Origin of the sequence: Pseudoflavonifractor sp. HCP28S3_F10 (assembly GCF_052065415.1) — a bacterium.
Taxonomy (GTDB): Bacteria; Bacillota; Clostridia; order Oscillospirales; family Oscillospiraceae; genus Pseudoflavonifractor_A.
This window is the reverse complement of record NZ_JBQHUB010000037.1, coordinates 17839-29481: the sequence shown is the minus strand read 5'-3', so window position 1 is coordinate 29481 and position 11643 is coordinate 17839. Positions and strand designations below refer to the sequence as shown.

The 11643-nt window shown below is 63.8% G+C and carries 9 protein-coding genes; 3 read left to right on the top strand and 6 right to left on the bottom strand.

The features are described from left to right. Window positions 1-466 precede the first annotated feature (466 nt). From recD2 to ACTNBZ_RS12740, 3 genes are read right to left on the bottom strand one after another with little or no spacing between them, the layout of a single operon-like run. Window positions 467-2680 carry an SF1B family DNA helicase RecD2 gene (gene recD2 / locus ACTNBZ_RS12750; protein WP_441210450.1) on the bottom strand — a complete coding sequence of 738 codons (2214 nt, stop codon included), beginning with the start codon at window positions 2678-2680 and terminating at the stop codon, window positions 467-469. A 24-nt stretch (window positions 2681-2704) separates the two neighbouring features. Further along, entirely contained in the window at window positions 2705-3049 is a 345-nt protein-coding gene (locus ACTNBZ_RS12745; protein WP_441210448.1) for a hypothetical protein, read from the bottom strand. Window positions 3050-3094: 45 nt separating this feature from the next. Continuing rightward, entirely contained in the window at window positions 3095-3574 is a 480-nt protein-coding gene (locus ACTNBZ_RS12740; RefSeq protein WP_441210452.1) for a COG2426 family protein, read from the bottom strand. Window positions 3575-3889: 315 nt separating this feature from the next. Between ACTNBZ_RS12740 and ACTNBZ_RS12735 the strand changes: the two genes are divergently transcribed. After that, window positions 3890-5335, top strand: coding sequence for a copper amine oxidase N-terminal domain-containing protein (locus ACTNBZ_RS12735; RefSeq protein ID WP_441210446.1), 1446 nt, complete (start codon window positions 3890-3892; stop codon window positions 5333-5335). 75 nt (window positions 5336-5410) lie between these two features. On the opposite strand, the gene ACTNBZ_RS12730 is transcribed toward ACTNBZ_RS12735, so the two are convergent. The 3 genes from ACTNBZ_RS12730 to ACTNBZ_RS12720 form a co-directional block, all read right to left on the bottom strand. After that, window positions 5411-6667 (bottom strand): diaminopimelate decarboxylase, encoded by a 1257-nt coding sequence (locus ACTNBZ_RS12730; protein WP_441210444.1) that lies wholly within the window; start codon window positions 6665-6667, stop codon window positions 5411-5413. A 113-nt stretch (window positions 6668-6780) separates the two neighbouring features. Continuing rightward, window positions 6781-7806 carry a hypothetical protein gene (locus ACTNBZ_RS12725; protein WP_441210442.1) on the bottom strand — a complete coding sequence of 342 codons (1026 nt, stop codon included), beginning with the start codon at window positions 7804-7806 and terminating at the stop codon, window positions 6781-6783. A gap of 13 nt (window positions 7807-7819) precedes the next feature. Beyond that, entirely contained in the window at window positions 7820-9298 is a 1479-nt protein-coding gene (locus tag ACTNBZ_RS12720) for an MBOAT family O-acyltransferase (RefSeq protein WP_441210440.1), read from the bottom strand. A 182-nt stretch (window positions 9299-9480) separates the two neighbouring features. Here ACTNBZ_RS12720 and ACTNBZ_RS12715 point away from each other — a divergent pair, with 182 nt between their 5' ends. Together ACTNBZ_RS12715 and ACTNBZ_RS12710 are read left to right on the top strand one after the other, a co-directional pair. Then, window positions 9481-10137, top strand: coding sequence for a helix-turn-helix transcriptional regulator (locus tag ACTNBZ_RS12715; protein ID WP_441210438.1), 657 nt, complete (start codon window positions 9481-9483; stop codon window positions 10135-10137). A gap of 29 nt (window positions 10138-10166) precedes the next feature. Next, window positions 10167-11579 carry a Sapep family Mn(2+)-dependent dipeptidase gene (locus ACTNBZ_RS12710; RefSeq protein ID WP_441210436.1) on the top strand — a complete coding sequence of 471 codons (1413 nt, stop codon included), beginning with the start codon at window positions 10167-10169 and terminating at the stop codon, window positions 11577-11579. Window positions 11580-11643: the final 64 nt, after the last annotated feature.

Genomic DNA, 11643 nt, shown 5'->3' with positions numbered 1-11643 from the left:
TGGTGCAGGCGTGGGGGGGGGGGGGGGGGGGGGGCGGGGGGGGCGGGGGGGGCCGCCCCCCCACCCCCCCCCCCCCCCCCCCCCGCAAAATACACCAACACAACCCCAACACAGACCAACCCGCGGGGGGGGGGGGGGGGGCGGGGGCGCGCCCCCCCCCCCCCCCTACGGCAATTTACCGATGAACACCCATATCACCGCAGCCGCGTCAGGCACCACACAGGCAGCGCGGAAGGGCTCTGTCAACGTGGGCACTGCGTAAGGACTCCCCCGTATTAGGGGATTCCAAAGGGGGGCCGTGCACCCCTTTGGGCGTTTTCTTTCCCCCATTTCTTTTGGCAAAAGAAATGGGGCCCCCGCCGGGCAGGCGGCCCGCGCGGCGAGCGCATGTCCCGCCCCGTGGGCGAAACGGCCTTATTCCACTACCATATCGGCCAGAGCAAAGTTGTAAGGCGGGGCGCCCATATCATCTCAGCTGCGACAGACGCCAGCGCAAGCCGGAGTAGCGCCGCTGCTGGCGGTTGTTGGCGGTCATCTGGGCCACCGCCTCCTCGTCCCCCACCAGGACCAACAGCTCCCGTGCCCGGGTGATGGCGGTGTAGAGCACCCCCCGGGTAAGGAGCATGGGGGTCCCCTTGCATACCGACAGGATCACCGCCCGGTACTCGCTGCCCTGGGACTTGTGGACCGTGATGGCGTAGGCCGGCTCCAGCTCCCCCAGCATGTCGGGGGAATACTCCACGATGCGGCCGTCAAAGTCCACGGTGATGCACTCGTTGCGGTTGTCCACCTGGGTGATCTGGCCGATGTCCCCGTTGAACACCCCCATGCCGGAGGTCAGGGAGTCCCGGTCCCGCCACATCAGGTCGTAGTTGTTGCGCACCTGCATCACCCGGTCCCCCTCCCGGAAGATGAACTCCCCGAAGCGGCGCTCTCCCTTCTCCCGATCCGGCGGGTTCACCGCCTCCTGGATGGCCCGGTTCAGCGCTCCCGTCCCCGCCACCGTCTTGCGGGTGGGAGAGAGGACCTGGATCTGGTCGGCGGGGATGCCCATATTTTTGGGCAGGCGCTCCTTCACCAGCTCCACGATGGTCTCAGCCGCCCGGGCCGGATCCTTCCGGCGCAGGAAGAAGAAGTCGCCTCCCTTGTTGCGCAGGTCGGGCAGCTCCCCCCGGTTGACGCCGTGGGCGTTCATGACGATGGCGCTCTCGGCGGCCTGGCGGAAAATCTCGGTGAGGCGCACCATAGGGATGCTGTCGCTGCGGATCAGGTCGGAGAACAGGTTGCCCGGCCCCACCGAGGGGAGCTGGTCCGGGTCTCCCACCAGCACCAGGCGGCAGTCCCCCCGCAGGGCGGAGAGCAGCGCCCGCATGAGGGCGATGTCCACCATGGAGGTCTCGTCCACGATGACGGCGTCCACCCGCAGGGGGTCGCTCTCGTCGTGGGCGAACACCAGCCGCCCGGTGCCCGGGTCGAACTGGGTCTCCAGCAGGCGGTGGATGGTGGCGGCATCCACGCCGCACAGGTCTCCCAGCCGCTTGGCAGCCCGGCCGGTGGGGGCGGCCAGAGCAGTCTCCAGCCCCAGCGCATCAAAGAGAGCCAGCACACCCCGCAGGGAGGTGGTCTTGCCGGTGCCCGGCCCGCCGGTGAGGAGCATCACCTGCCGCCCGGCGGCCAGCTCCACCGCCTCTCGCTGCTGGGGGGCGTAGATGATGCCCTGCTCGGCCTGGATGCGGTCGATGAGGGCGTCCAGCCCGTCGGGGGGCAGCAGCTCCCGCCGGGCCATCTCCCCCATCCGCTCTGCCACGTACTCCTCCGCCTCCTGCAGGTCGCTGAGGTAGCAGGCGGTCTCGCCGGCCACCTCCTCCTGCACCACCTCGCCCTGCTCGATGAGGGCCTCCAGCCCGTCCTCCAGAGCCTCGCTCTCCAGTCCCAGGAGCTGGCCGGTGGCCGGCAGCAGCTTGCGCCGGGGCAGGAAGGTGTGGCCGTTCATCAGGTTGTGGCTCAGCTCGAAAAGCAGCCCGGCCTCGATGCGCTGGGGATCCTCCCCCTCCATGCCCATGTCGATGGCCAGGGCGTCGGCGATGGCGAAGTCCACCCCCAGCTCCTCGTCCACCAGCAGGTAGGGGTTGCTCTTCACCACCTCCAGCGCCCGGTCGCCGTACCGGCGGTAGAGGGGCATGGCCAGCTGGAGGGCCACATTGTGCTCCCCCAGAAATTCCAGCAGGCGGCGCATGCCCATCTGGAGCCGGAAATGCTCCCCCATGGCCAATGCCCGCTTGCGGGTGATACCCTTGATGCGGGTGAGCTGCTCCGGGTGCTCCTCCAGCACGGTGAGGGCGTCCTCGCCGAACTCCTCGATCATCCGGCGGGCGGTGGCGGCGCCGATGCCCCGCACGGCTCCCGAGGCCAGGTATTCAAAGATGGCCTTCTCCCCGGCGGGCATCCGCCGCTCCACGATCTCGGCCTTGAACTGCTCGCCGTAGGAGGCGTGGCGCATCCATTTGCCCCGGATGGACAAACTCTCCCCCGGGGCCACGCCGGGCATGCAGCCCACCACCGTGATCCCGCCCTGCTCCCCGGCGTCGATGCGGAGCACCGTGTAGCCGTTCTCCTCGTTCTGGTAGATCACGGCCTCCACGCTGCCCTCGATGAGATTGAGTTCCTCCGTCTGTTCCAAAGGGATCATCCTTTATGTATCATTCTATCGCCGGGACAGGTACTCCCCCACCCGGTCCATGGGACACAGCACCATCCCGCTGCGCTGGGCCATCAGGGCGTGGGCCAGCGCCCGACCGGCGGCGCTGAGCCCGTCGTCCGCGATGACGATGGTGAACCGGGCGGCCCCCCATCCCCGCAGCCAGCACAGGGCGCGGATGTCGTGCTCCAGAGTCTCGGCTTCCCCCCGGGCGGGCACCACGGCCCAGATGGGCGCGCCTCCGGTGCCGCCCGCCGGGAGGAGCAGCTTTCCAAAGCACAGCCACGCCAGAGCCAAAAGCCCCGCCGCGGAAAGCAGCGCCAGCACCGCCTGTAAGATCGATTCCATCATCATGCTCACCTCCGGGCCATCCTATGCCCCGGGGGGAAAAAGGGTTCAGATCACCGCCAGCTTCACCACATAGGTGAGAAAGGTGACCAGAAAGCCCGCGATGAACACGCCGCCCACCAGCGCCGGGGCGGCCTTGCGCAGGGGCATGTCCAGGAAGGAGGCGGCCAGTGCCCCCGTCCAGCCTCCGGTGCCGGGCAGAGGGAGGGCCACGAAGATCAGCAGGCCCAGATATTTGTATTTGGTCACCTTGCGCCCCTTGAGATGGGCCTTGCGCTCCAGGGCGTCCACCATGCGGTTGAGCCCGGGCATATGCCGGCGCATCCACTGGAAGATCCGCCGGATATATACCACGATAAAAGGCAGCGGGAGGAGATTCCCCACCACGCTGGCCCCGAAGGCCGCCCACGGGTTCAGCCCCAGAGCCACCCCGAAGGGGATGCCGCCCCTCAGCTCGATCACGGGCAGCATGGAGACCAGCATGGTAAAGACCAGTTCGCCCGCCCGGTTTTCCGTGAGCCACTGCATCAGATCCAAGATCGTTTCCTCCGTCGATACTGTTATGGTCCGTTTTCCGGACTTGCATATGGTCTCTTGTGCCGCAGGCACAAGTTCTGCTGACCTCCCCGCCGCTGACGCGGCAGAGATCCAGGTGAAACTATTCTATCATATTTCCCCGCCGCCAAACAGGAAAGATTTCTTACATTTCTTAATTTTCACGCCCCGTACCTGTCTCGGAGAAATTATTGTAAATTTTTTCTTAAGATTTCCTCTTTTCCTTGACCTTCCACCCCGTGGAAGGTGTATCATGAACTTACCCTAAAATGAGAAGGAGGAATTTTTATGAAGCATATGAAACAAAAGCTCCTGGCTTTGGGCTCCGCCCTGGCCCTCACCGCCTCTCTGGCCGGTCCCGCCATGGCTGCCGAGGCCGACGCCGGCATTTCCGTCCAGTTGGACGGCCAGAATGTGGCCTTTACCGATGTGAAGCCAGAAGCCCACTCCGGACGTACCTTCCTGCCTTTCCGCGCCGTGTTCGAGGCCATGGGCGCCCAGGTGGACTACAAGGCCGACACCCAGACCATCCTGGCCGACCGGGACGGCACCCATCTGGAGATGACCCTGGGCAGCAAGGACGTAAAGATCACCGAAAACGGCGAGAGCCGCACCGTCACCATGGACGTGGCTCCCTACGCCAAGAGCAACCGCACCTATGTGCCCGTCCGCTTCGCCGCCGAGGCCTTCGGCTGCAACGTGGGCTGGGATCAGGATGACCAGACCGTCATCATCGCAGACGTGGATAAGCTGATGGGCGGCGCCACCTACGAACTGATGGACAACTACTGCGCCTACGCCGCCAAGCAGGCCGCCCAGAGCAACCAGGCCGTCAAGGGCGACCTGTCCATGAAGCTGACCGTGTCCAAGGAGGCTACCGGCACTGAGAAGGACATGTCCATCCCCGTGACCGCCACCCTCTCCGGCATTTCCTCTCAGACCGCCGGCCAGCTCAAGATGACCATGGACCTGTCCGGCATTATGGATATGATGACCGCTGAGGACACCGGCCTGACCCCTGCTGAGTTCGCCGCCATGAAGGCCCAGCTCAAGCAGGTCACCGCCGAGATCCGCATGGACCTGGAGACCGGCATGTACTACATCAACTGCCCCGTCCTGGCCCAGCTGATGGGCAATGAGAACGGCGACAAGGTCTGGTTCTCCATGGACTTCAACGCCCTGCTGGCCTCCTCCGGCATAGATCTCTCTGAGCTGGTTGCCATGTCCAAGGGCGCCTCCGGCTCCATGAAGGACGTGCTGGCCTCCACCCTGTCCGCCATCCCCCTGACCGACAAGGACACTGACTACACTGCCCTGTCCGCCGCCGCCAAGGTCTACAGCGACATGCTCAGTGACCAGGCCTTTGTCAAGAACGGCAGCACCTACACCTCCACCTTCTCCATGAAGGAGGACGGCGCCGACATGACCATGAAGTTGGTCCTCACCGCCAAGGGCGAGGACATCGTGGGCATGAAGATGGATATGAGCATGAAGGCCGCCGGCACCGACCCGGATCCGTCTGCCTCTGCCGCCGCGGGCCGCAGCTCCATCTCCATGGATATGTCCATGACCTCCACTGTGGACAAGATGACCATGACTCTGGATATGGATCTGATGGACCTGATCACGTTGACCATGGAGATGAACATGACCTCCTCCGCCACCAGCGACAAGCCGGTCACCACCCTCCCCGCCAACGCCGTGGTGGTCCCCCTGGACGGCGTCCTGAAGTAAAGGCACCTTTCCTTTCGCAGCTCAATCAAAAACGTGCGCCCCGGACTATCCGGGGCGCACGTTTTTTTGTTCCGCTTACCACACCAGCGTGGCAAAATAGTCGTCCGGGGTCTCGGCCCGGCGGATCTGTTCCACCGTCCCGTCCTGCCGGAGCAGCAGCTCGGCGGAGCGGAGGCGGCCGTTGTAGTTATAGCCCATGGAAAAGCCGTGGGCGCCGGTGTCGTGGATCACCAGCAGGTCGCCCATGTCGATCCTGGGCAGCATCCGGTCCACGGCAAACTTGTCGTTGTTCTCACACAGGGAACCCACCACGTCGTACTTGTGATCGCAGGGGGCGTCCTCCTTGCCCATGACGGTGATGTGGTGGTAAGCGCCGTACATGGCGGGGCGCATCAGGTTGGCGGCGCAGGCATCCACGCCGATGTACTCCTTGTAGGTGTGCTTCTCGTGGGTGGCCCGGGTCACCAGGCAGCCGTAGGGGGCCAGCATGAAGCGGCCCAGCTCGGTGTAGATGGCCACGTCATCCATCCCCGCGGGGACCAGGATCTCCTCGTACTTTTTCCGCACGCCCTCTCCGATGGCCTCGATGTCGTTGGCGGGCTGGTCGGGCCGGTAGGGCACGCCCACACCGCCCGACAGGTTGACGAAGCAGATATGACACCCGGTCTCCTGCTGCAGCTCCTTTACCAGCTCGAACAGGATACCGGCCAGGGTGGGATAGTACTCGTTGGACAGGGTGTTGGACGCCAGGAAAGCGTGGACGCCGAAGCGCTTGGCACCCATGGCCTTCAGCTTGCGGAAGCCCTCGAAGAGCTGCTCCCGGGTAAAGCCGTACTTGGCGTCCCCCGGGTTGTCCATGACCTGGAACCCCTCCTTGGAGGCGCCGATGGCGAACACGCCGCCGGGGTTGAAGCGGCAGCAGATGGTCTCAGGGATATGGCCGATGGTCTTTTCCAGAAAATCAATGTGGGTAAAATCATCCAGATTGATGGTGGCCCCCAGCCTGGCGGCCAGCTCAAATTCCTCCGGCGGGGTCTCATTGGAGGAGAACATGATCTCGCTGCCGGTAAAGCCGCAGCGGTCGCTCATCATCAGTTCGGTGAGGGAGGAGCAGTCGGTGCCGCAGCCCTCCTCCCGCAGCAGCTTCAGGATGGCGGGAGTGGGGGTGGCTTTTACGGCGAAGTATTCCTTGAAGCCGGGATTCCAGGCAAAGGCCGCCTTCAGCCTCCGGGCGTTCTCCCGGATGCCCTTCTCATCATAGAGGTGGAAGGGGGTGGGGTATTGGGCTGTGATGGCGTTGAGCTGGTCCAGCGACACAAAGGGCTGTTTCATGGGTAGTCACCTGATTTCTATAGTTTAAAATACACTGTTACTTTATCATACTAAATCGCAACACTGTTTGTCAATGGCTGTTTCGGCAAATTTCCGCATGCCGCGTCCTGGGTCTATGCCGTTCCCTCCAGCTTCTCCCGGTAGGCCCGGTACTGCTCCTCCCACTCATGGTCCTCCGACTCGGTGTGGAGCTGGGGATAGCGCTTTTCCAGCAGGCAGGCGAAGTAGTCGGTAAATTTCACCGCGCCCGTTCCGGTCAGGTGCCGCTGATCGTAGAAGTCATCCAGAGTCAGGCCCATCTCCTCATAGCAGGCGTTGAAGTCGTCAAAGACCACGCCCCGCTCCGCCGCCAGGGCGGCCACCTGTTCCATCCGCAGGCGCTGGGTCTCCTCCAGCGCCGTGTTGGAGGGGGCCTTGATGAGCCAGAGCTCCACCCCGCGGGCCTGACACAGGTCGATGATCCGCTCCAGCCACATCACATTTTTCTCCAGCAGTTGGCCGCTCTCCCCCTCCTTGGGCTCCAGAACCTCGGGCTTCACCGCCTGATAGTCGGGCAGCAGCACGTGGCCCTTCAGGGGATCGTGGAGGTCCTGCCGCTTCACGTCATAGTCCGGGTCCTCCAGCTCGCTCCACCGGCCGTGGTACTTCATAAAATTCCAGACCAGCGGCGCCCGTTCCCCCTCGGGGGCCGACTCCCGGGCCAGCGCCACCTTGTCCATGGAAAAGCGCAGGTCGTCCATAAAGGAGAAGTTGACGCCGTCGTCGTAGTACTCCTGATCTCCGCCCATCATATTGCACTCCACCACGATGAGCTGGGGGGACTGGTACTTCAGCGCCTCCTTGATATAGGTGTAGGTGGCCCACATGGGCTGGAGCTGGGTGGCGAACACATAGCTCTTGACGCCGTTGTCGTGCCACAGCTCCAGCGGGGAGAGCGAGGCATAGATGTGGGAGGAACCGAAGAACATCACCGAAAACTCCCCCCGGGGCTCGTTGTAGAACCCGCCGATCTTATTGCTCATATCCCAGGGGCCGTTGAGGGACTTGCGGGCGAATACCCAGGTCACCGGCCCCACCGTCAGCAGGAAGATAAGGCAGAAGGCCGCCGCTGACAGGAAAAATCGTCTGTTGGATGTCAAGGCAGCTCCCTCCTCAGAACTGGAAATAGATGAACTGGGACTCGGAAAAGCCCGGTCCGTATATGCCGAAGATCAATATCACATAGATGCTCACCAGATAGATGACCCACCGGACCGGCAGGGGAAGGCGCGTCACCAGAGTGCGGATGCTGCAGCGCAGATTCACCAGGTCGACCACCGCCAGCAGCAGGATGGAAGCGGCCATCACCCGCAGTTCGGGCACCTCCAGTCCCAGGGTAAAGCCCTCCCCCATGGCCGCCCCGCCCGCCAGGACGCAGCGGATCATGTCCACCGCCGTGGTGAGGGAGGAGGCCCGGAAAAAGAGCCAGGCGAAATCGATAAAGACGAAGGTGATGGCCACCCGCAGAGCCTGCCATACCACGCTCTCCCGCCGGATATGCAGCGCGGCACACAGCCGCTCCCGGGTGGGACGGAGGATCTCCCCCACCACCTGGTATGCGCCGTTGAGGCCGCCCCACACCACAAAGTGCCAGCTGGCCCCGTGCCACAGGCCGGAGGCCAGGAAGGTGATCATATTGTTCAGATACTTCCGGGCCTTTCCCTTCCGGTTGCCCCCCAGAGGGATATAGAGATAATCCCGGAACCAGCTGGACAGAGAGATATGCCACCGGCGCCAGAACTCCGCGCAGGAGCGGGAGAGATAGGGCTGGCGGAAGTTCTCCATCAGCGTAAAGCCCATGACCTGGGCCGCGCCGATGGCCACATTGGAGTAGCCGGCAAAATCGCAGTAGATCTGCACCGCGAAGAGCACGGTGCCCAGCACCAGCGCCCAGGCAGGCATGGCCTGATAGCCGTCGTATACTGTGTTCACCACGACAGCCACCCGGTCGGCCACCACCATCTTCTGAAACAGGCCCCACAGCATCAGCAGAAGGCCGCTGCGGACCCGCTGCGCGTCAAAGGTGTGCCGCTCATGGACCTGGTGGAGCAGGTTCTTGGACCGCTCGATGGGTCCGGCCACCAGCTGTGGGAAGAAGGAGACGAACAGGGCGTACCGGAAGAAATTCCGCTCGGCCTCCACCTCTCCCCGGTAGACGTCCACCGTATAGCTCAGGGCCTGGAAGGTGTAGAAGGAGATGCCCACCGGCAGCACCACGTCAAAGACCGGTTTGTGCATGGCCACCCCGAACACTGCCAGCACTGCCTCCAGATTGTCCCAGAAAAAGCCCCAGTACTTGAAGAAAAACAGGATGGCCAGGTTGGACACAAAGCTCAGGGCCACCCACAGCTTCCGCATCCGCTCCCGCCGCCGCCCGGTCTCCCGCCGGCCGCTCCACGCGATGAGCAGGCCGCTGAGATAGGTGATAGCGGTGGACAGGGCCATCAGCACGGCGTATTTGGGGTTCCAGCACATGTAGAAATAATAGCTGGCCGCCAGCAGCCACACCCACCGCACCCGGTGAGGCAGTACAAAGTAAAACACCGCCACCACCGGGAAAAAGATCAGAAATTCCAGGGAGTTGAAGAGCATCTCAGTTCCTCCGCATCTGTCAGAAAAGCTTTGCCGGCTGTATCTGCGTTATTATATCATAAAATCCTCCTGTTTGGCGAGCCGCTTTTCCCCTTTGGAATCCCTTGCAATCCTCCCGCCGGAGGTGTTAGAATAATAGCATCTATTCGCCGCCATTTCTGACCAAGCGAGGTGAACCCACCATGACCCGCGCGGAAGCATTTGAATTTCTGGACCGCACCGCCAGAGGCATCGCGGAGATGTTCGGCTCCTCCTGCGAGACTCTGGTACATGACATGGGCGACCCCAAGCACCCCATCCTGTCCATTTACAACGGCCACGTGTCCGGCCGGTCCGTGGGCTCCACCATGGACATCCTGGGCACCGCCAAGGAGCTGGACACCACGGCCCTGATGACCGACTTCGTCAACCTCTACGCCACCACTCCCTCGGGCCAGCAGATCAAAAGCAGCACCTTCCACCTGATCCAGGAGGGGGAGGACGGCTACAATCTGGCTCTGGGCATCAACTTCGACTACACCTCCCTGGTGTACGCCAACCGCATCCTGGTGGACCTGATGAACGCCGAGGCCGACCTCCAGAGCGCCATGTGGCAGGGGGGCGACAGCCGCCTGAGCGACATCTTTGACGAGTGCCTCACTGCCGTTGGCAAACCGGTGGCCGCCCTGACCAAGAAGGACCGGATGAAGATCATCGCCCTGCTGGACCAGAAGAACGCGTTCTCCTTCCGCAAATCGGTCCCCTTTGTGTCCAAGCGGCTACAGGTCTCCCGCTACACCATCTACAAATACCTGGGCGAGCTGGCCGAGAATGGCGGCAGCGCCGACCTGTCAGAATAAATTTTACACTTTTAAGGAGGATTTCTCCCATGTACGAGGACAAGATCCGCGCCTATTTCGATGATCCCGGCATCCGTCAGGAAATGATCGACGCCATTTCCCGGCTGGTGGCCGTCAAGAGCGTCAGGGGCGACGCCGAGCCCGGAAAGCCCTTCGGCCCCGGTCCCGCCGCCGCCCTGGCCGAGGGACTGGCTCTGGCCGGCGAGTGGGGCTTTGCCGTGGAGAACCACGAAAATTATGTGGGCACCGCCGACCTGAACGACAAAGAGACCCGGCTGCACATCCTGGGCCACCTGGATGTGGTGGGCGAGGGCACCGGCTGGGCCACCGACCCCTATACCTGCGTGGAGCGGGACGGTATGCTCTACGGCCGGGGCGTGTCTGATGACAAGGGCCCCGTAGTCTGCGCCCTGCTGGCCATGCGGGCGGTGCGTGACCTGGGGCTCCCCCTCTCCGCCAACGTGCGCCTGGTGATGGGCACCGACGAGGAGAGCGGCTCCGGCGACATTGCCCACTACTACGCCAGCCACCCCTACGCCCCCTTCACCTTCACCCCCGACGCCGACTTCCCTGTCATCAACATCGAGAAGGGCCACTATCACCCGGATTTCGGAAAGACCTGGACGGAGGAGACCGCCCTGCCCCGGGTAACTTCCCTCAAGGGCGGCTTCCGCCAAAACGTGGTGCCGCCGGAGGCCCAGTGCGTCATCTCCGGCCTTTCCGCCGGCGAGGTGGAGCCCCTGGCCGGCCAGGTGGCCGCCGCCACCGGTACCCCCTTCACCGTCACCGACGGAGCGGATGGGGTCACGGTCCACTGTGCCGGCCGCAACGCCCACGCCGCCTCCCCTGACGGCGGTCTCAACGCCATCTCCGCCCTGCTGGAGCTGCTCTCCCGCCTTCCCCTGGCCGACTGCGAGAGCACCCGGGCCCTCCGCTCCATGCAGACTCTCTTCCCCTTCGGGGACACCCGCGGCAAGGCCCTGGGCATCGCCAGCGAGGACGCCGAGTCCGGCCCCCTGACCCTGAACCTGGCCCTGATGACCCTGACCGGCACCGGCTTTACCGCCAAGTTCGACGTGCGCTTCCCCCTCTCCTCCAACGAGGAGAACTGCCGCAAGGCCTGCGAGGCCCGCCTGGCCGCCCACGGCATCGCCGTCACCGGCGACCCGGAGATGACCACCGTCCACTGCGTCCCCGGCGACTCCCAGCTGGTCACCACCCTGCTGCGGTGCTATGAGACCTATACCGGAGCCAGGGACGCCAAACCCCTGGCCATCGGCGGCGGCACCTATGTCCACGACATTCCCGGCGGCGTGGCCTTCGGCTGCCAGTTCCCCGGCTTCGACCCCAAGATGCACGCTCCCGACGAGCAGGCCTGCGTGGATCAGCTTCTCTGCTCCTGCAAGATCTTCGCCCAGGCCATCTGCGAGCTGTGTTCCTAAGCGCCTGTTCAGCATTTTCCCGTGCACGTCTTGACGGCGGATTTTTGGCCAATCCGTACACGTT

Bases quoted from the DNA above. Each gene is read 5' to 3' on its own strand.
- ACTNBZ_RS12745 (WP_441210448.1), bottom strand. From the start codon at position 3,049: ATGATGGAATCGATCTTACAGGCGGTGCTGGCGCTGCTTTCCGCGGCG.
- ACTNBZ_RS12740 (WP_441210452.1), bottom strand. From the start codon at position 3,574: ATGCAGTGGCTCACGGAAAACCGGGCGGGCGAACTGGTCTTTACCATG.
- ACTNBZ_RS12735 (WP_441210446.1), top strand. From the start codon at position 3,890: ATGAAGCATATGAAACAAAAGCTCCTGGCTTTGGGCTCCGCCCTGGCC.
- ACTNBZ_RS12730 (WP_441210444.1), bottom strand. From the start codon at position 6,667: ATGAAACAGCCCTTTGTGTCGCTGGACCAGCTCAACGCCATCACAGCC.
- ACTNBZ_RS12720 (WP_441210440.1), bottom strand. From the start codon at position 9,298: ATGCTCTTCAACTCCCTGGAATTTCTGATCTTTTTCCCGGTGGTGGCG.
- ACTNBZ_RS12715 (WP_441210438.1), top strand. From the start codon at position 9,481: ATGACCCGCGCGGAAGCATTTGAATTTCTGGACCGCACCGCCAGAGGC.
- ACTNBZ_RS12710 (WP_441210436.1), top strand. From the start codon at position 10,167: ATGTACGAGGACAAGATCCGCGCCTATTTCGATGATCCCGGCATCCGT.